Origin of the sequence: Spirillospora sp. NPDC052269 (genome assembly GCF_040679435.1) — a bacterium.
Classification (GTDB): Bacteria; Actinomycetota; Actinomycetes; order Streptosporangiales; family Streptosporangiaceae; genus Spirillospora.
This window is the reverse complement of sequence record NZ_JBFAUU010000031.1, coordinates 1-17,695: the sequence shown is the minus strand read 5'-3', so window position 1 is coordinate 17,695 and position 17,695 is coordinate 1. Positions and strand designations below refer to the sequence as shown.

The window sequence follows — 17,695 nt, the reverse complement described above, 5'->3', positions numbered from 1 at the left end:
AAACTTTCGTGCTCCCGGTCACGGCAGGATGCTCCGGGTGACGGCGGTGTTGCGTTCGGTGTCCGGCGGGGGTCATCCGCCGGTCGATGGCTTCGAGCTGGGATATGTGACGTCCGATGGGGCGCAGGCCCGGGTTCCGCTGGCGGATGCGTGGGCGCTGAGGCTGGAGTTCGCACCGCCGTGAGGAGTTTTCCCTCGTACAAGGGGCAGCGGCATTTCCCGGGCCGGTGGTGGTCGGCAACGGAAGGCGGTCGCGGCTGAGCCGTCGAGTGGTCAAGTCTCTGGAGGACACCTATGGGCCGGGGACGGTCACGCTGTCGCTGGAGAAGCTCTTCCATACGGAGACCGTGTCCAGCGGCGTCGGCTCTGCGCGTCGCCCCGGTGATGTACGGGCCGTACACCGCCGGGCCGATGGCCTGGGGAACGGTGACATCCACCGGCCGACGCGACGGATGGCGTTCTGTTCCTAGGTTCGTGGACATGACGAATGCACCGCTGATCGATCTTCGCGATACGACGAGAAGAAGCGACGACGGCCCGCCCGCGCCGGCCGGCGTGACCTTGTCCGTGGCGTCCGGTGAGTGCGTGGCGATCCTCGGCCGTTCCGGCAGCGGGAAGTCCACGCTGCTGAACCTGATCGCCGGCCTGGACAGGCCCTCCAGCGGCAGTGTCACCGTCGACGGCACCCGCGTCGACCGGCTCGGTGCGGCCGGTTCGGTGAGGCCGGTTCGGCGAAGTACCGCCGGGCCTCGATCGGCATGATCTTCCAGTTCGTCAATCTGCTCGACGACCTGACCGTGTTGGACGACGTCATGGTTCCGGCGCTGCTGCCGGCCGACGAGCCCACCGGCGCGCTGGACTCGAGCTCGGCCGAGGACGTGCGCCGGCTGTTGCTGGAGCTGGTGCGCCAGGACTCCGACGGTCCGTCAGCCGCCTTCGACGACCGGGGGCACGTCCTCGCCACCGCGGACTACTTCACGACCGACCGGCAGACGACCGTGGCGTACGTGCCGACGCGCGGCGTCACGACCGTGTACGACCTGATCGGCGACGCCTTCGCCTGGCTCTGTCTCCTCACCGTCACCGCGTTGGCGGCCGTCGGGCTGGTCCGCCCGTACCGTCCTGCGGGGGCCGGTGCGACGGACCGCGGGGCTCTCCGGGAAGCCGGCCGATGAGCACCCTCATGTCCTTCCAGCGCGCCGGTCCCGGCCGCCCGGCGCGGCGGCCCGGGCCGCGTTGGCCGGCGTTCGTGCTGATCGGTTCCGGTCTGGCGCTGGTCCCGTGGCTGTTCGTGCTGGCGTTCAGGCTGCCGGCCACGGCGGTGGCTGCGCACTGGTCGACGGCGTGGGTGGGATTCGACAGCTTGCAGGCGCTCGGCCTGATCACCACCGGCATGCTCCTCAGGCGACGTGACCCCCGCGGCTGCCTGGCGGCGGCCGCGACCGCGCCGCTGCCGGTGGTGGACGCCTGGTTCGACGTCGTCACGGCCGCACCAGGTGGGGACCGGGCTGTGGCGGTGGCCATGGCGGTCTTCCCCGAGCTGCCCCTGGCGGTCGTCTGCGCCGTCCTGGCCATCCGAACGCTCCCTCGCTCAGATCTCGGCCGACCTCGCAGCACCTGTGCTTCTTACCGATTTCGTTCCCTGGAGAGATCATGACTGTTCTGACCGCTCGCCGTACCCGCTGGGGACTGGCCGCCGCCGGCGGCGCCGCGGCGGCAGCCTGGTGGTTCGGCGACAAGGCGCCCTACCCGTACGCCCAGCGAGGCCTGCTCGACATCCCCCTGCCCTACCTGACCTGCGGGCGTCTCGACGAGACACTCCGCCCCCGGCCCGGGGAACGGATCCTGGAGATCGGCCCCGGCACCGGACTGCAGTCCCTCCACATAGCGCCACAGCTCGGCCCGGAGGGACGGCTCGACATCGTCGACATCCAGTCGGAGATGCTCGACCACGTGACCCGTCGTGCCGAAGAGCGCGGCATCACGAACATCACCGCCACCGAGTCCGACGCACGGACCCTGCCCTTCGATGAGAGGACCTTCGACGCGGTCTATCTCGTCACCGCACTCGGCGAAATCCCCGACCCCGACCAGGTCCTGAGTGAGGCCGCCCGGGTACTCGCGCCGACCGGCAGGCTCGTGGTGGGCGAGTTCTTCGACCGGCACTGGATCCCCTTCAGCCGACTCCACCGCCTCGCCGACGCCTCCGGCCTCCACCTGGAGACACGACACGGCCCCACCATGGCCTACCTGGCCCGCTTCCACCCCTGCCACCGGAATGAACCGGTCCCGTCGGCCCCGTAGCGCGCCGGCAACCGTCGCCTACGCGGCCGATGGCGTCGGCGCCTGGCTCAGGACGCCGGTTCCTGCCGGGGGTGTGGCCTGGCGCGGATGTGCATGGGCCTCGACCTTCAGGGACACCGCTCCGGTGGTGGCGGCGAGTGCCGGATACGTCGCGGTCGCGGTGTAGTGGCCGTCGCTGTCGCGCTTCAGCTGGGCCGCCGTCCAGTTGGCACCCTCGTCGGTGCTGTACCACACCACACCCCACAGGCCAGCCGGGCACACATTGGCTACCTTCGGCCAGAACGGACATCGGGCACCCCGCCCTGCCCGGAGGGCGCGATGAGGGGTCACGCGACGAGCAGGAGCACGCTGATCACCAGCATTACCGCCGCGGTCGCGCCGTGGACGCCGAGGTAGGCCGACTTGGGGCCGTTGCTGCGCCGCACGATCATTGCGTCGCCGACGGGAATGGCGCTGGCAGCCAGCAGGAACCAGCCCAGCAGGTGGGTTGTTCCGCCGACCAGCACGATGAGGAGGAGAAGCCCCAAGGCCATGTCGCGCACGCCCTTGACGGTCAGCCAGGCCTGGAAGGTCCGGTCCTCGGCCGGCGTGCCGGGGATCCCGAAACCGGCCGCGCCCTGCGGCGCCCAGAAGGGGCCGGTGCCCATGAAGATGACGGCCGCGCCGATGAGTCCGGCGAGCACGGTGGCGATGATGCCGAGCATGATTTGTCCCCTTTGTCAGTGTTTGAGACGGAGGTGTTCTGCGGGTCGCGGACGGCTTGAGGCCGGTCAGGCGGCGCGGACGCGGCGGATGTGGCGGGCGTAGCGGGGGCGGCCGATGACGTGCCAGACGCCGCGCACCGGTGCGGGGAGAACGGAGAGGAGCGTGGCGCGCTCGGCCGGGGTCGCGTCCTCCAGGACGAGGCCGAACAGCGTGAGCAGGGTGAGCTTGGGCGTGTTGGCCACCAGGTGGTCGCCCTGTGAGGCCCACTCCTGCTCGGTGATGTGCTCGGCCGCGAGCGGAAGAAGCGTGGCCTCCTCGTCGTCGAGGTGTTCCAGCAGGACCGCGCGGTGCTCGGCGAGGGCCGCCACGAGGGTGTCGCGCTCATCGGCTCCGGCGGCGGCCTCCCACGCCGGGACCGCGGCGTCCAGCCTGGTCAGCGTGGCCGCGACGCGCTCATGCTGGGCCTCCATGCGCAGGACGACGTCCGCCTCCAGGTCGACCCGGGACAGCAGCGGCGGCCAGAGCAGCTCGTCCTCGCCCTCGTGGTGGTTCCTCAGTCCCAGCCGGTAGTCGCGGAAGTGGTCGGCGATCACCTTGGCGCGGGCGGTGTCGCCCGGGGCGACCGCCGCGACGAGCTCCATCAGCAGTCGCGACTCGCGGCGGAAGGCCCGGTGGACGATCTTCATGTCCTGGGTGTTGACGCTCATCTGTTCCTGCCCCTCATCCGTCCTCTGTTCGACGTGTCCAAGGCTGCTCCCAAGGGTTTGGAGGGCACTTGGAACCGGCTTGGAACGCGTCCGGCCGCTGCACGTACGATGTGTCGCGTCATGGTCTTGATCAGGGTGCTGGGCTCGTTCGCGGCCGAGGCCGGCGGCGAGCCCGTCCCCCTCGGCGGACCGCGGCAGCGCGGCGTCCTGGCCCTGCTGGTGGCGGCGCGCGGGCAGGTCGTGCCGGTCGACCGGTTGGTCGAGGACCTGTGGCGCGGCGAGCCGCCATCGCGCGCCATGGCGTCACTGCAGGCGTACGTGTCGAACCTGCGCCGCCTGCTGGAACCCGGCCGCCCGCCGCGGACACCGGCCCGGCTGCTGGTGAGCGCGTCGCCCGGCTACGCGCTGCGGCTGCCGCCGGAGTCGGTGGACGCCTGGCGCTTCGAGGAGCTGCTCGGCGAGGCCCGCACGCTCGCCGATCCCCGTGCCGCCCGCGTCCGGCTGGACGAGGCGCTGGCGCTGTGGCGCGGACCCGCGTTCGCCGAGGTCGCCGACGAGCCGTGGGCCGCTGCCGAGACCGCCCGGCTGGACGAGCTGCGCCTGGTCGCCCGTGAACTGCGCATCGCGGCGGGACTGCGGTCCGGCGACCCAGCGGCGGTGGTGCCCGAGGCGGAGGGCCTCACCCGTGACGCTCCCCTGCGCGAGGAGGGCTGGCGCATGCACGCCCTCGCGCTGTGGAGCAGCGGCCGCCAGGCGGACGCCCTGGCCGCGCTCCGCCGCGCCCGCGCCGTCTTCGCCGACGAGCTGGGCCTCGATCCCGGGCCGGACCTGGTGGCCTTGGAAGAGGCGATCCTCACCCAGCGCACGGACGTCCTCCACGCGCTCGTCCCGCCACGTCCCGCAGACGGCCCCCAGCCCCCGCCAACCTCACCGTCGCGTCCCGCAGACGCGCCCCAGCGCCCGGCGGCCACGCCGCCACCTGCTGCGGACACGCCCCTGCGCCGGACGACCACACCACCTCCGCTGCTTCCGCCTCCGCGCAACGGGCCCGGCGCGACGGCGTTCGTGGGGCGGGAAGGCGAGCTTGCGGCGCTGGTGGCGGCCGCCGAGGAGGCCGCCGCCGATGGGCCGCGCGTCGCGCTCGTCACCGGCGAGGCAGGGCTCGGCAAGTCGGCGCTGCTGGAGCAGCTCGGCGCGCGACTCGAACAGGACGGGTGGCTCGTGGCCGCCGGGCGCTGTCCCGAGATGGACAGCGCGCCGCCCGCGTGGGCGTGGGTCGAGGCGCTGCGGAAGGTGGTCGCGAGCGTCCCTCCGGGAGAGGGCGCCGACGACCTGGCGCCGCTGCTCTCCGACTCCGCGCCGGTGAACGGCGACGCGACAGCTGGGCGGTTCCGACTGCGGCAGGCCGTGTGGGCCCGGCTGGCGGCGGCCGCCGCCGACCGGCCGGTCGCCGTCGTCCTGGACGACCTCCACTGGGCGGACGCCGCCACGCTGGAACTCCTCGGCGGCGTCGGCGCGCGCGCCCCGATCCTGGTCGTCGTGGCGTACCGCGCGGACGAGAGCGAGCGCCTCACCGAAACGCTCGGGTCCCTCGCCCGCACCGCGCCCCTCCGGCTGGAACTACCCGGACTGAAGGGCGACGCGGTCGCGGAGCTCGTGCGCGCCGAGTGCGAGGCCGACGACGCGACCGTGGCCGGGATCGCCGAGCGGACCGGCGGCAACCCGTTCTATGTGCGGGAGAGCGCGCGGCTGCTGTCCGGCGAGGGCGCGCTGGTCGCCCTCTCCGAGGTCCCCGAGGGTGTCCGGGACGTGCTGCGGCGCCGGCTGGCGCGGCTCCCCGAGAGCGGCGTGTCCGTCCTGCGGCTGGCGGCGGTGGCCGGCAGGGAGAGCTCGGTGGACGTGCTCGTGCGGGCCGCCGACGCGGACGAGGACGGCGTGCTGGACGCGCTGGACGCGGGCGTCATCGCCGGACTGCTCGACGAACCCGGGCCCGGACGCGTCCGGTTCGTCCACGCGCTGGTCAGGGACACGCTGGTCGCGGACGTGACCCGGTTGCGGGCCGCCAGGATGCACGCCCGGATCGCCGCCGCCCTGGAGGGCACGGGCGACATCGCGGCGCTCGCCCACCACCATGCGCGAGCGGGGTCGCCGAAGGCCGTCGGCTACTGCGTGCGGGCCGCCGAGCTGGCCGAGGCGCGCTACGCCCACGACCTGGCGGCCGCGCTCCTCACCGACGCCGTCGCCAACTCCAGCGACCCGGACGAGCGCGTCGACCTGCTCGGCAGGCTGCTGCGCGCGCAGATCAGGGCCGGGGCCGGCGCCGCGGCCAGGGACACGCGCGCGCAGGCCGTGGAGTACGCCGAGTCGATCGGCCGCGACGACCTGATGATCGCCGCGTTCACCGCCTGGACCGAGCCCACGTCCTGGCAGGCCCGCACGTACGGGACGGTCGACCGTCCCGTCGTCGGCCGCCTCGGCCGCCTGCTCAGGCGGACCGGCCTCGCCCCGGACGTGCGGTCCCGCCTCCTCACCTCGTACGCCGACGAACTGGTGGGCGAGGACGATCCGACGGCCATGGCGGCGGCGCGGGAGGCGCTGGACCTCGCCACCGATCCCCGCCTCCGGGCCGCGGCGCTCCGGATCCTCGCCCGCGCGCCCGGGCACGAGGAGCACTCCCGCGAGCTGGTGGAGATCGGCGTCGAGCACGACCTGCCCGTCTACCAGGTGACCGGGCTGCTCGGCCAGGCCGCGTACGCCGCCGCGGCCAACGACCCGGCGACCATGCGCCGCATGATCGGGGAGGTGCTCGACCTCGCCCGCGCCTACCGGATGCCGGAGGCGATCGGCGTCGCCGAGATCGCGCTGGCGTCCCTGGTGCTCATCGAGGGCCGGTTCGCCGACGCCGGACGCCTCTACGCCGAGGCCACCGAACGCCTGGAACGCGGCGGATGGGTGCACGCGGGCTTCCTCCGCCTCGCGCTGGCGACGATCCGGCTGAACGACGGCACGCTCGGCGACCACCTGGACGACGTGCGCGCCCTCCACGAGGCGTTCGGCCCGATGGTCGCCGACCTGCTCGCGCTCGCCCTCCACGCGGCCGGACGCGACGACGAGGCACGCCGCGTCCGCAGGTCACCGAGCCCGATCCGGCCCGACTTCTTCTTCACCTTCCTGACGAGCCTGCGCGCGATGGCGATCGTCGCGCTGGACGACCGCGAAGCCGCCGAGGAGATCTACGCGGACCTGCTCCCTCACCGCGACGGTCCCCCGGCCGGCGTCGAGAGCCTGTCGCTGGCCCTGCGTCCGGTCGCGCACACCCTCGGCGAACTCGCCCTCCTCCTCGGCCGGAACGACGAGGCCGCCGCCCACTTCACCCAAGCCGCCACCATCGCCGACCAGTGGAACGCCCCCCACTGGTCCACCAACGCCCAAACCCACACCGCTCTTGCTCTCAGCACCCACGCTCCACCCCCGCAGGAACGCTGAGAACCTGCGCAACCCCGACGACCGCCTCGCCGACCTCCATGCCGAACTCAAGGAGTACGCGCCAGGCCACCCCCTGGGCCCCGGCCACCTCGGGTTCGCGGTTCCCCTGCGGTTGCACTCGGCGGAAGGCGAACTGAACCTCGTCACGACCGTCACCACCTTCGCCACCGCCGTCGACATCACCCTCGCCGAACTGAAGCTCGAGGCCTTCCTCCCCACTGACGAGCTCACCTCCTCGATCCTGTCCCGGAGAGCCCGCGAGGGCGCCGGCGAGGCGGCCGCCTGACGCCCCGCACTCACATGCGGGCGGGTTCGATCACAGGGCCCACCGCTGCAAGGCCGTCCGGAGTTCCTCCTTTTCCGCAGGGTCCGGGCGGGGTGACGCGGATGCCCAGGCCACGTAGCAGTCCGGGCGGAGGAGCATGGCGGTGGGCATCGAGGCATGAGGGTGCGCCGTGATGATCTCGACCTGGCCGTCCGGCTGGACGAGCATCTCCGCCAACTCCCCGCCCTCGGTCATGTCGAGCAGCAGAGGGCGGGCGGTTCTGGTCAGCTCGGCGAGCCGGACCGGCCCGTCCGGGGTGTGCAGTTCCATGTCCGGGGCGAACCGTCCGACCAGCTGGTGCGCCTCGGGTCCACCCATGTCGTAGCGGACGTCGGCGCCCGCGACGAGTCCGGCGAGGCGCTGGACGGTGCCGGGGTCACGGAGCAGTTCGGTGAACAGTTCGCGCAGCCCGGTGACGTCCCCGCCAGGAGCGATCAGGGCCGACTGCGCCTGCCCGTTCATCACCATGCGATCGGCGGCCGATCGCCGCTCCGTCTCGTAACTGTCCAGCAGTCCGGACGTTGCACCGCTGCGGATCGCGGCGGCGAGTTTCCAGCCGAGGTTGACCGCGTCCTGCAGTCCGAGGTTGAGGCCGGGGCCTCCCGTGGTGGCGGCGAACACGTGGGCGGCGTCACCGATCAGGAACACCCGGCCGTCGCGGAACCGTTCGGCGACTCTGGTGTTGCCGCCGGTCAGACGGCGCAGCACATGCGGCCCTTCTCCGTCCGGCGGGCCGAGGGGGAGGGGCACGTCGACGCCGAGCACGCGACGGACGCTCGCCCGCAACTCGTCGAGGCTCATGGGGGCGTCGGTCTCGGGCTGGTCCCACTCCGTGGTGCTGACCAGCGGCGGATGGCCGGGCATGGGCGCGTAGGAGAACCCGCCACTCTCGGTGCGGTGGGGAAGGAATGGCAGAACCGCGCCGTGGCCTGGCACGTTCAGCGCACCGGTCGCGGAATCGATCCGGTCCGCCGGGACGGTCACGTGCGCTGATCGGACGGTCATCCGGTCGTAGGTGACGCCGGGGAATCCGATGCCGGAGAGCTTGCGCGTGATGCTGTGCGCTCCGTCCGCGCCGACGAGGTACCGGGCCCGCAGCTGGTACGCCCCGTTCGGGCTCGTGACGTCGATGGCGACCGCGTCGTCGTCCTGCGACAGCCCGGCGACCTCGTGACCGCGCCGGATCTCCACGCCCAACTCGACGGCGCGCTCCTCCAGGACCTGCACGATGCGTCGCTGCGGCACCGGCAGGGCATGGACGGGGCTGTCGTCCAGCAGGCTCAGGTCCAGACCCATCGCAGCGAACATGAAGTACGCCGTGTTCGGCTGCGGCGGTTCCTGGCTGCCGCTGAGTCGTTCGTGCAGCCCCCGGCGGTCGAGCATTTGCACGACCTGGCCGAGCAGTCCGTTCGCCTTGGGCTCCCGGCTCGGCTCCGGCAGCCGCTCCAGCACCACTGGCCGGACCCCCGCCAGGCTCAGTTCGCAGGCCAGCATGAGCCCGTTCGGGCCGCCGCCGACGATGACGACATCGTTGATCACGTAGTTCTCCTCTTCTCACGCGGAACAGGGCAGGACGGGTCGAGCGCACGATCGCGGCGCGGTCAGCCGCCGTAGAACTCGGCGAGGGCGGTGAAGGCGGCCTTGGGTTCCCAGGGCATGTCGGGGTAGGTGGCTCCGAGGCGGTCCTCGTAGACCTTGACGACGCCGTAGCTGGCCAGGTCCAGGTCCTCATGGACGGGTCCGTCGGGGCGGTGCACGTGGTCGTGCAGCGCGAAGGTGAACACGAACGTGCTGTCGACGCCTCCGGCTTCGAACGCCTCTAGCAGTTCACGCACATATGCGGCCTGACCGGCCTCGTCCCGGACGTACTCACCGTTCAGCCGCACAGGGCCGTCCTCGCCGTACTCGACGATCTCCAGGCCGAGGGCGCCCCTGTCGCCAGCACCCTGGTAGCCGGCGGCGCCGAACTCGGTGATCGCGACCGGCTTCCCCTGCGCGACCAGGCCACGGACGCCGTCGGCGAATTGATCGGCGATCTCGGCCGATCGATAGAGATCCACGGACATGAAGTCGAAGAGCGCCCAGTCGACGCGCTCCAGCGGCACCGAGGCGTAGGTCACCTTGCCGCCGAAGCGCTCCCGGACGAGCGGCACGGCCTTGCCCAGGAACTCGTTGACGCGCACGCCGACCTCGCCGATCCGCTCGCGCACGCGATCCGACCCGCGCAGCGACGCGACCCGCTCGTCGACGCTGTCGCCAGGCAGGAACCCGGGGTTCATCAGGCTCAGCTCGGCGCCGACGACGAACACCACCTCGGCTCCCCGCCGCCTCAGCCGCTCCGCGCGTTCGGCGCAGTCCGCGAACAGCGACAGCATCTCCTCCGCGGCCAGCTCGAGCGGATAGGGCGAGAACCAGACCTCCAGCCCCAGGTCAGCGGCATGAGTCGCCGCCAGCTCGATCCGCTCGGGGTCACCGCCCATGACGCGGACCGCGTTGCAGTGCAGGTCATCGCGGATGATCCGCAGTTCCCTCCCGACCACCTCCGGATCGAAGCGCTCACGAGACGTCGCCCCGTCCCTGACGAAGCCGGTGTCATAGCTGATCCCCTTGGCGCGCACAGGTTTTCCTCCCGAAGCCTTACGGTACGTCTCGTACCTTAGACAGCTTCAAGGGCCGATGACAACAACGTCCAGAAGGTACGAGCAGTACCGACATACAGGCGGACGCGGCGACCAAGATCATCACCGGTAGCGTGATCGTTTTCCGGCGCATCGATGAGATTGCGAGGCCACCCATGCCCGAGACCAAGCGGTCCTCTCCGGCCACCGCCGAAGGCACAACAGAGGGCAAGAAGAAGCGCCCGCTGCTTTTACAGCGCCCCAGGCTGACCGTGGCCGCCTTCGTGGCGGCCGCACTCGCGGCAGGCGCGGTGTTCTACGTGACGGTCATGTCCGGGGACGGGGTTCGAGGGCCGTTCGGCGCCTTCCCCTCGCCGGTCGCCACCGCCCCTCCCCTGGGGCCGGCCAGGCAACTGGCCACCCTGCAGGGGGACGTGAAGGTCACCGGCGGACTGGCGCTGCAGGACGACGACACCTCCCGCCTACGCGCCATCAACATCCGCACCGGCAAGGTCTACTGGGAACTCCGCCGGCACGGCGACAACATCGCGCAGTGGGACCTGGACGGTGCCGGGGCCGCGTTCATCGCGTGGCGGTCCGGCCGTGTTGAGCGCGTGGACATCCGTTCGGGCAAGCTGCGTTGGCATCGGCGGTTCGCCGGGAGCATGCGCGGCCTGAGAGACGGCGTGCGCCTAAGCATCGACGGCACCGGCCCGGTGAGCGTCGGCACCGCCAAATGGCGACACGGCCAGTACGAGGGATGGCAGATCTTCCTGGATCGTGGAACCGGCCGTGAACGCTGGCGGATCAAGACCTTCTCGGATACCGCTTGCGCGGTGTCCGAGGACAGCGTCCAACGTGCGTTCTCCTTCGCCGACACCCTTGTCGTGACAGAGGACTGCCGCGGCGAGGAGGCTCCCGGCCACCTGGCGGCTTATGACGCCACTGGACACCGGCGATGGCAACTCGATCTCAGAACTTCGCTCTCCAGCGGTGACCACCACACGTACACCGTGAAGGAGACACAGATCAGTGATCGGCTGCTGGCCGTGTCCAACAGTGATTTCGGAGACGGCTATACCTTGGTCGACGCGATAGCGGGCCGCACAGCCAGGAAGCTCCCTTACCCCGCGAGGTTCCCAGACGACCATAGATGGGCATCCCCGATCAGCGTAAACGCATGCTCGGCACCCCATCCGAAAGCGCACGATCTCACCGACCCCTACCTATGTGCGCAAGATCTGAGGACGAACAAGGAACTGTGGACCGTCCAGATGCCTGAGGGGTTCCGCAATTCCGACAACAGATTCACCGTCTCCGACGGCCGTCTCTACACGGTGCTCGCCCATACCGACGCCGCCAACGAGATCGACGTCGAGGATGCGCAGCAAGTGGGTGTCTTCGAGCTCCGCACAGGCCGCCTGCTCGGCCGGATACCGCTCTCGCACGGTGGCGTGACACCCGTTCCTCAGGAGGTCGCCTACGCGGTGAGCGACGTGGCCGACGGCGTCGTCAGCGTCACCTACCACTCGCGGGAAGAGCGCTACGTCAAGCTCTTCGCCGCCTGACCCCCGCCTATCCGTTCGACCAGATCGAGAGGCAATACCAATGTCCGAAGTCGACCGTTCCTCATCTGCCGAGGTTCCTGGTCCCCCATCAGAAGGCAAGAAGAAGCGCCGGCTGCTTTTACGGCATCCCGGCATGATCGCGCTTGTTCTCATGGCAGCCGTGTTCGCGACGATCGCGGTGTATGCGACGGTCAACGCGGCGATCAAGTCCGCTGACGGGATACACGGGCCGTTCGGCGCCTTCCCCTCTCCGGTCGCCACCGCTCCCCCCGTGGGCCCGGCTCGGCTGCTGGCCACTCTGGAGGGGGAGGTTAAGGTCACCGGCGGACTGGCACTGCAGGACAACGACGACTCCCGCCTGCGTGCGATCAACCTCCGCACCGGCAAGGTCTATTGGGAGGACCGCCGGCACAACGACGCGATCGTGGATTGGAAGCCGGACGGCAGCGGCTCCGTGTTCATCGCGTGGAGTTCCGGCCGTGTCGAGCGCGTGGAGATCCGCTCGGGCAAGCGGCTTTGGCATCAGCGGTTCACCGGAAGCCTGAGCCTCGACATCTCCGGCAACGGCCCGGTGAACGTCAGCACCACCATGTGGCGACACTATGACCACGAGGGGGCGCTGATCTTCCTGGATCGTGGAACCGGCCGTGAGCGCTGGCGGATCAGGACCTTCTCGAAAGGCGCTTGTTCGATCGGCATCCAGAGCACCGTCCAATGGGTGCTTCACATCGCTGACACCCTCGTCGCAAGAGAGGATTGCCGCAGCGAGAAAGACCCCGGCCGCCTGACGGCATTCGATGCCACCGGCCACCGGCGCTGGCAGCTCGATCTCAAAACCTTGATGCCCAGCACTGACGGGCACCCGGATCGCATAGACGCGACACGGGTCTCTGATCGGTTGTTGGCGCTGACCAGGTACGGGCGCGGCTATACCTTGGTCGACGTCGTAGCGGGCCGCATGATCAAGAAAGTTCCTTCGCTCGAGAGCATCCCGGACGACGAACGCGAGGAAAGATCTGACTCCATCAGCGTCAACTCATGCGCGGCGCCCCACGTGAGATCGGAGGACGCCACCGGCCCCTATCTCTGCGCGAAGAGTTCGAAGACCGACAAGCCGTTGTGGACCGTCCACCTGCCTGAAGGATTCCGCGGTTCGAACAACAGGTTCGCCGTCTCCGGCGGGCGTTTCTACACGGTGCTCACCCACACCGACGCCGCCGACAAGATCGACATTCGGGATGAGCAGCAGGTGGGAGTCTTCGAGCTCCGCACAGGCCGCCTGCTCGGCCGGATGCCGCTCCCCAGCAGGAGAGCGGCATACCTCCCGCAGGAGATCGCCTACGAGGTGAGCGACGTGACCGACGGCGTCGTCAGCGTCGACTACCGCACGCGGGAAAGGAGCTACACCAAGCTCCTCGCCGCGTGACCCGGCCCTGGCGACAGGCCGATTCACGCGGGTAGGCGAGTCGGCGGCCGTCAGGGCTCGGATCGGACCCGAGCCCTGACGGCCGCCCCGCCCGCACCGGATTCCCGAGTGGGGCGACGACCTTCAGGTCGCGATGCTGGGGGTGGGGGTGGTGGCGAGGCGGCGGGATCGGAGGAGCAGGGCGAGGCGGTTGCCGAAGACGGTGGTGACGCTGAGGAACATGATCGTTCCGGCGTAGGCGTGCACGCTGATCCGGTTGTCCACGAGGAAGACGCCGAGGTCGTGGGTGAACCAGTGCTGGCTGCCGTAGATGAGACCCTGCCGGAGCAGGACGACCACGGCCCAGACCACGGCGTAGGCCACGCCCGCGTCCGACCACTCCTGCCCCTTGTCGTCCCGGCTGATCTTCATGAACGCGCAGGTCAGGACGCCGATTCCGGCGCCGGCGACGATCGCGGCGAGCTGGAGGAGCAGGCCGTTGCCGGTGAAGTCCCAGCCGGGCATCACGAACGGCACTATCAGGACGAACAGGACGAGCGGCCGCAGCAGCGTGACGATCTTCGGCACCCGGCGGTGGCCGAAGTCGCGCATCAGGACGAGACCGACAACGGCCAGATTGACCAGGGTGAGCGCGGTGGACATGCCCCGGACGCTAGGACTGCGTGAGGGTGGAGATCATCCAACCGCTGGACGGGTCTTCGGTTGTAGGCGACGATGAGCGCCCGATTCACAGGATGGTGCGGATGCTGGGTGTGCGAGGGCGTCTGCGGCTCGCGGCGCTCGCGGGGCTGGCCTTCATGGTGTGGGGTGAGACGGCGCATCCGGGGATCCTCGGGACGCGCGGGACGCCCCTGGCGACCGCGGTCGCGTTCACGGCGGCGTCGGCGGGATGGCTCGCCTGGATCCTGCTCGGCCCGCTCGGCGACTCGGCAACGGTCACGGTGTCGGTGTGCTGGACGGCCGTGGCGGGCAGTGCGCTCCTGTTCGTCCATCCGGCGCCGGCGGTCTGCTGGTTCACGCTGTGGGCGTGCGTGTTCGCGGGCGCGGCGCGTCCGACCCGGATCGGGTTCCCGCTGACCATGGTGTGCGTCGGGATCCTGCTCGCCGGGTACCTGACGCACCGGGGCGGCTCCCTGGCGACGCTCGCGGCGGTCATGTTCGTCGCGTACGTGATCGGACGTGAGCGTCGCGGGCACGCGCAGGCGGCGACGCTGGCCGAGCGCGGGCGCATCGCGGCGGAGCTCCACGACATCCTCGGCCATTCGTTGACCGCGCTGACCCTGCAGGTCGAGACGGCCACGGTGGCGCTCGAGACGGTCGGCGACCGGAACCTCGCGTTGACCCACCTCGAACGGGCCGGACGGCTCGCGCACGCGGGCCAGGAGGAGACCATCGCCGCCGTCCGGACGCTGCGGGACGGCGCGCTCGCGGTCGAGAGCCTCGCGCGCGGGCTCATCGACGCGTCCGGGGTGCCCGCGACGCTGACGGTCGAGGGCACGCCGCGTCCGCTGACCGCGTCGAAGGGCATGGCCGTCTACCGGATGCTCCAGGAGTCGCTGACCAACGCGGGCAAGCACGCGCCCGGCGCGGACGCGTCGGTCGTCCTGGCGTACCTGCCGCGCAGGCTCACGGTGACGATGGACAGCCCGGTCGGCGCGGACGCCAAGGCCGTGAGTGGCGGTCAGGGGCTGCGGCTCATGCGCGAGCGGATCGAGGGCGTGGGCGGCACGCTGACGGCGGGCCCGCACGCCGACCTGTGGCGCGTCCACGCCGAGATCCCGTCATGACGGACGAGGGCGGCACGGTGCGCGTGGTCGTCGTCGACGACCAGACCGCGGTACGGGACGGCCTCGTCGCATTGCTCGGGCTGCTGCCGGGGATCGAGGTCGTGGGCGAGGCGGCGGACGGACCGGCGGCGCTGGCGGAGGTGGCGCGCAGCGTGCCGGACGTCGTGCTGCTCGACCTGCGCATGCCCGGCATGGACGGCATCGAGGTGACCGCGCGGCTGGTGGCCGACCGTCCGGGCCTCGCGGTGGTCGTCCTGACCGGGCACACCGACGACGCCTCGGTCCTGGACGCGCTCGCCGCGGGCGCGCGCGGCTTCCTGACCAAGAACGCGGGCCGCGCGGAGATCGGGCAGGCGGTCGCGGCAGCCGCCGCGGGGCTCGCGCCGCTCGACACCTCCGTGCAGGCGCGGCTGGTGAGCGCGGCGCGGGTCGGTGTCGTCCCGGCCGTCCCGCCGGACGGCCTGACCCGGCGCGAGGCCGAGGTCCTGGCGCTGCTCGCGGCCGGGCTGGGCAACCGCGCCATCGCGTCCCGGCTGGGCATCGAGCTCGCGACGGTGAAGACGCACGTCAACCGCGTCTTCGCCAAGATCGGCGCGTCCGGGCGGGACGAGGCCGCCGCGTACGCCCGGCGGCACGGCCTGTTCCCGGACCGTCCCTAGCCTCGGCGGACGGGAACAGGCCGGGGCCATGCGGTTTGTCTGTAGTGTCCGTCACACGCCTGCGCACGAGGCGGATGCACCGGACACCTCAACGGAGAGGAACAGCATGGAACTCACGGCCCACCCGCCCGACGACGCCTTCGCCGGGCTGACGACCGCGCACGTGGCCGACGCCTGCGTCAGAGCGGACGTCCCGGTGCGCTGCGGCCCCGCCGGAACCCGGTCCGCGACGTCCGGCGGACGTGTCGCCGGACGCGTCCTCCCGGCCCGGCACGCGGGCAGTGTGGACGTCTTCCTGGAGGCGTTCGAGCAGGCCCGGCCGGGTGACGTCCTCGTCGTCGACAACGGCGGGCGGCTGGACGAGGCGTGCGTGGGCGACCTGGTCGTCCTGGAGGCGCGGGCCGCCGGGCTGGCCGGGGTCGTGATCTGGGGCCTGCATCGCGACACCGCCGACATCCGCGCGATCGGGCTGCCGGTGTTCAGCCTCGGCTCGATCCCGACGGGGCCGCTGGACACGACGGAGCGTCCGCCGGAGGCCCTGATGTCCGCGCGTCGGCGATTGGACGGTGACCGGCGACGACACCGTGTTCGCGGACGACGACGGCGTCCTGTTCGTGCCGTCCGCCCGGGTGGACGAACTGGCGGCGCTGGCCCGGGGCATCCGCGACACCGAACGCGGCCAAGCCGACCGCGTCCGGACGGGCGAGACCCTGCGCGACCAGCTCGCCTTCGCGGACTTCCTCAAGGCCAGGCAGGACGACCCGGCCCTCACCTTCCGCCGCCACCTGCGCGGGCTCGGCGGCGCGATCGAGGAGTGACGATGTCCGCCCGCGCCGCCACCGGACGAAATGGCTTCGCCTCCCGAGGCGGACGGCCGTAGCGTTCGGCCATGGACCAGACTCTGCGCGGCGAGCGGATCGTCCTGCGCCCGGCGAACGAAGGTGACGTTCCGGCGCTGGCGGCGATCCGGCGCGCACCGGAGGTGTTCCGGTGGTGGCGGGGCGGCGACGACATGGAGAAGGCCGTCGCCGAGGACCTCGCGGAGGACGGCGGGCACCACTACGTGATCGTCCACGACGGCCGGACCGCCGGGTGGATCCAGTGGCAGGCCGAGGAGGACCCCGACTACCGGCACGCCTCCATCGACCTCTACCTGGCCGCCGACCTGCATGGACGCGGCCTGGGAACGGACGCGGTCCGCACGCTCGCCCGGCATATCGTCCGCGACCACGGCCACCACCGGATCACGATCGACCCGGCGGCGGACAACGCGGCCGCGATCCGCTCCTACACCAAGGTCGGGTTCCGGCCGGTCGGGATCATGCGCAAGGCCGAACGCGGCAGCGACGGCACCTGGCACGACAGCCTGCTCATGGACCTCCTCGCCGAGGAACTCGGCGGCCTCGACTAGGGCGGCTCGGCGCGGTCGTGGAGGCCCCTTTCGGCCGAACCTTCCCGCCGTTTCGGGCGTGGCCGGTCAAAACCGCAGGCCAGCGCGAGGAAGTTTCTTGACCTTGGTTTACGGCCGCATGATCGGGGGGTACCTCTCGCATCGAGTTCGTGACAGTGAGTGACGGTGAAGGTCAACGGCCCGCCAAGGCCGGACGTCCCGTCCGCCGACCGGGGAGGGGCCAGGATGCGGGGCACGACGCGGACGGGGAGGGCCACCCCCGTCCCGCCGTTCCCGCGCCTCCCCGGCCGGACGCCGTCCGAACTCGCGAAGGACTCCCTGCACGGCCCGGTCGGTACGGCCGAGGGCGTTCCCGAAGCGCCGGTCCACGCGCGGCGCCGTCCCCCCAGGGGCACGGCGCGCGCGGTCCCGGTGACCTCCGGCGACACACCTCGGGTCCTCGGCCGTACCGGATCGGGACCGGTCTCAAGGACGGCGCGAGCCGCCGGAGACCAGCAGGGGAACAACGGCCTGCCGTCGCGGGAGCGCGGTGCGGCGGCAGGCCCCGACTCGCCCGCGGCGCCGACCTCCCCCACGGTGTCCGCGGGCGTGCACACCGCCCCGTCCGGAGGGCCTCGCGGTCACGCGCGGCCTCGGCGGCCCCGCCTCCGGCGGCCGGGGGCCACGACACGACCGCCAGGCCGGCCAGGACCGCCGCGG

The 17,695-nt window shown here is 71.5% G+C and carries 18 protein-coding genes and 1 pseudogene; 13 read left to right on the top strand and 6 right to left on the bottom strand.

Annotated features, from left to right (window positions below; all coding sequences use genetic code 11):
* Positions 1 to 480 precede the first annotated feature (480 nt).
* Genes AB0L06_RS41080 through AB0L06_RS41065 form a run of 4 tightly spaced genes read left to right on the top strand, consistent with a single transcriptional unit; the run spans position 481 to position 2,304 of the window.
* Positions 481 to 762, top strand: a complete 282-nt coding sequence (locus AB0L06_RS41080) for an ATP-binding cassette domain-containing protein (protein WP_500237003.1) — start codon at positions 481 to 483, stop codon at positions 760 to 762.
* Complete coding sequence (locus tag AB0L06_RS41075) at positions 759 to 1,175, top strand: hypothetical protein (protein WP_500236912.1); 417 nt, start codon at positions 759 to 761, stop codon at positions 1,173 to 1,175. Before AB0L06_RS41080 ends, AB0L06_RS41075 begins: the two co-directional genes overlap by 4 nt.
* Entirely contained in the window at positions 1,172 to 1,657 is a 486-nt protein-coding gene (locus AB0L06_RS41070) for a hypothetical protein (protein ID WP_500236910.1), read from the top strand. Before AB0L06_RS41075 ends, AB0L06_RS41070 begins: the two co-directional genes overlap by 4 nt.
* Positions 1,654 to 2,304 carry a class I SAM-dependent methyltransferase gene (locus tag AB0L06_RS41065; RefSeq protein WP_500236908.1) on the top strand — a complete coding sequence of 217 codons (651 nt, stop codon included), beginning with the start codon at positions 1,654 to 1,656 and terminating at the stop codon, positions 2,302 to 2,304. The genes AB0L06_RS41070 and AB0L06_RS41065 overlap by 4 nt, the downstream gene beginning before the upstream one ends.
* A gap of 18 nt (positions 2,305 to 2,322) precedes the next feature.
* On the opposite strand, the gene AB0L06_RS41060 is transcribed toward AB0L06_RS41065, so the two are convergent.
* From AB0L06_RS41060 to AB0L06_RS41050, 3 genes are all read right to left on the bottom strand, one after another.
* Positions 2,323 to 2,565: a hypothetical protein gene (locus tag AB0L06_RS41060; RefSeq protein ID WP_500236906.1), complete on the bottom strand. Its 243-nt coding sequence runs from the start codon at positions 2,563 to 2,565 to the stop codon at positions 2,323 to 2,325.
* Positions 2,566 to 2,630: 65 nt separating this feature from the next.
* Complete coding sequence (locus AB0L06_RS41055; protein ID WP_500236904.1) at positions 2,631 to 3,008, bottom strand: DUF4267 domain-containing protein; 378 nt, start codon at positions 3,006 to 3,008, stop codon at positions 2,631 to 2,633.
* A 66-nt stretch (positions 3,009 to 3,074) separates the two neighbouring features.
* A complete protein-coding gene (locus AB0L06_RS41050) occupies positions 3,075 to 3,716 on the bottom strand; it encodes a hemerythrin domain-containing protein (protein ID WP_500236903.1) in 642 nt (213 codons plus the stop codon).
* 120 nt (positions 3,717 to 3,836) lie between these two features.
* Between AB0L06_RS41050 and AB0L06_RS41045 the strand changes: the two genes are divergently transcribed.
* Entirely contained in the window at positions 3,837 to 7,202 is a 3,366-nt protein-coding gene (locus AB0L06_RS41045) for an ATP-binding protein (RefSeq protein ID WP_500236901.1), read from the top strand.
* Positions 7,162 to 7,488 (top strand): hypothetical protein, encoded by a 327-nt coding sequence (locus tag AB0L06_RS41040; protein WP_500236899.1) that lies wholly within the window; start codon positions 7,162 to 7,164, stop codon positions 7,486 to 7,488. Before AB0L06_RS41045 ends, AB0L06_RS41040 begins: the two co-directional genes overlap by 41 nt.
* Positions 7,489 to 7,518: 30 nt before the next feature.
* Here the strand turns inward: AB0L06_RS41040 and AB0L06_RS41035 are convergent, their stop codons facing one another.
* Complete coding sequence (locus tag AB0L06_RS41035) at positions 7,519 to 9,066, bottom strand: FAD-dependent oxidoreductase (protein ID WP_500236898.1); 1,548 nt, start codon at positions 9,064 to 9,066, stop codon at positions 7,519 to 7,521.
* Positions 9,067 to 9,128: 62 nt separating this feature from the next.
* Positions 9,129 to 10,145, bottom strand: a complete 1,017-nt coding sequence (locus AB0L06_RS41030; protein WP_500236897.1) for a hypothetical protein — start codon at positions 10,143 to 10,145, stop codon at positions 9,129 to 9,131.
* Positions 10,146 to 10,321: 176 nt separating this feature from the next.
* Here AB0L06_RS41030 and AB0L06_RS41025 point away from each other — a divergent pair, with 176 nt between their 5' ends.
* Positions 10,322 to 11,713 (top strand): outer membrane protein assembly factor BamB family protein, encoded by a 1,392-nt coding sequence (locus tag AB0L06_RS41025; RefSeq protein WP_500236896.1) that lies wholly within the window; start codon positions 10,322 to 10,324, stop codon positions 11,711 to 11,713.
* 40 nt (positions 11,714 to 11,753) lie between these two features.
* Positions 11,754 to 13,139: an outer membrane protein assembly factor BamB family protein gene (locus AB0L06_RS41020; RefSeq protein ID WP_500236895.1), complete on the top strand. Its 1,386-nt coding sequence runs from the start codon at positions 11,754 to 11,756 to the stop codon at positions 13,137 to 13,139.
* 123 nt (positions 13,140 to 13,262) lie between these two features.
* On the opposite strand, the gene AB0L06_RS41015 is transcribed toward AB0L06_RS41020, so the two are convergent.
* A complete protein-coding gene (locus AB0L06_RS41015; RefSeq protein WP_500236893.1) occupies positions 13,263 to 13,781 on the bottom strand; it encodes a hypothetical protein in 519 nt (172 codons plus the stop codon).
* A gap of 101 nt (positions 13,782 to 13,882) precedes the next feature.
* Between AB0L06_RS41015 and AB0L06_RS41010 the strand changes: the two genes are divergently transcribed.
* From AB0L06_RS41010 to AB0L06_RS40990, 5 genes and pseudogenes are all read left to right on the top strand, one after another.
* Complete coding sequence (locus AB0L06_RS41010; protein WP_500236891.1) at positions 13,883 to 14,926, top strand: sensor histidine kinase; 1,044 nt, start codon at positions 13,883 to 13,885, stop codon at positions 14,924 to 14,926.
* Entirely contained in the window at positions 14,923 to 15,585 is a 663-nt protein-coding gene (locus tag AB0L06_RS41005) for a response regulator transcription factor (RefSeq protein WP_500236889.1), read from the top strand. The genes AB0L06_RS41010 and AB0L06_RS41005 overlap by 4 nt, the downstream gene beginning before the upstream one ends.
* Positions 15,586 to 15,613: 28 nt before the next feature.
* Positions 15,614 to 16,033: pseudogene (locus tag AB0L06_RS41000) on the top strand (RraA family protein); the annotation flags it as partial.
* 118 nt (positions 16,034 to 16,151) lie between these two features.
* Positions 16,152 to 16,403, top strand: a complete 252-nt coding sequence (locus AB0L06_RS40995; RefSeq protein WP_500237007.1) for a hypothetical protein — start codon at positions 16,152 to 16,154, stop codon at positions 16,401 to 16,403.
* Positions 16,404 to 16,474: 71 nt separating this feature from the next.
* Entirely contained in the window at positions 16,475 to 16,996 is a 522-nt protein-coding gene (locus tag AB0L06_RS40990; RefSeq protein ID WP_500236887.1) for a GNAT family N-acetyltransferase, read from the top strand.
* Positions 16,997 to 17,695: the final 699 nt, after the last annotated feature.

What these genes read in the sequence shown, in the direction of transcription:
- AB0L06_RS41080 (WP_500237003.1), top strand. Translation starts at nt 481, where the DNA reads ATGACGAATGCACCGCTGATCGATCTTCGCGATACGACGAGAAGAAGC.
- AB0L06_RS41075 (WP_500236912.1), top strand. Translation starts at nt 759, where the DNA reads ATGATCTTCCAGTTCGTCAATCTGCTCGACGACCTGACCGTGTTGGAC.
- AB0L06_RS41070 (WP_500236910.1), top strand. Translation starts at nt 1,172, where the DNA reads ATGAGCACCCTCATGTCCTTCCAGCGCGCCGGTCCCGGCCGCCCGGCG.
- AB0L06_RS41065 (WP_500236908.1), top strand. Translation starts at nt 1,654, where the DNA reads ATGACTGTTCTGACCGCTCGCCGTACCCGCTGGGGACTGGCCGCCGCC.
- AB0L06_RS41055 (WP_500236904.1), bottom strand. Translation starts at nt 3,008, where the DNA reads ATGCTCGGCATCATCGCCACCGTGCTCGCCGGACTCATCGGCGCGGCC.
- AB0L06_RS41050 (WP_500236903.1), bottom strand. Translation starts at nt 3,716, where the DNA reads ATGAGCGTCAACACCCAGGACATGAAGATCGTCCACCGGGCCTTCCGC.
- AB0L06_RS41045 (WP_500236901.1), top strand. Translation starts at nt 3,837, where the DNA reads ATGGTCTTGATCAGGGTGCTGGGCTCGTTCGCGGCCGAGGCCGGCGGC.
- AB0L06_RS41025 (WP_500236896.1), top strand. Translation starts at nt 10,322, where the DNA reads ATGCCCGAGACCAAGCGGTCCTCTCCGGCCACCGCCGAAGGCACAACA.
- AB0L06_RS41020 (WP_500236895.1), top strand. Translation starts at nt 11,754, where the DNA reads ATGTCCGAAGTCGACCGTTCCTCATCTGCCGAGGTTCCTGGTCCCCCA.
- AB0L06_RS41015 (WP_500236893.1), bottom strand. Translation starts at nt 13,781, where the DNA reads ATGTCCACCGCGCTCACCCTGGTCAATCTGGCCGTTGTCGGTCTCGTC.
- AB0L06_RS41010 (WP_500236891.1), top strand. Translation starts at nt 13,883, where the DNA reads ATGCTGGGTGTGCGAGGGCGTCTGCGGCTCGCGGCGCTCGCGGGGCTG.
- AB0L06_RS41005 (WP_500236889.1), top strand. Translation starts at nt 14,923, where the DNA reads ATGACGGACGAGGGCGGCACGGTGCGCGTGGTCGTCGTCGACGACCAG.
- AB0L06_RS40990 (WP_500236887.1), top strand. Translation starts at nt 16,475, where the DNA reads ATGGACCAGACTCTGCGCGGCGAGCGGATCGTCCTGCGCCCGGCGAAC.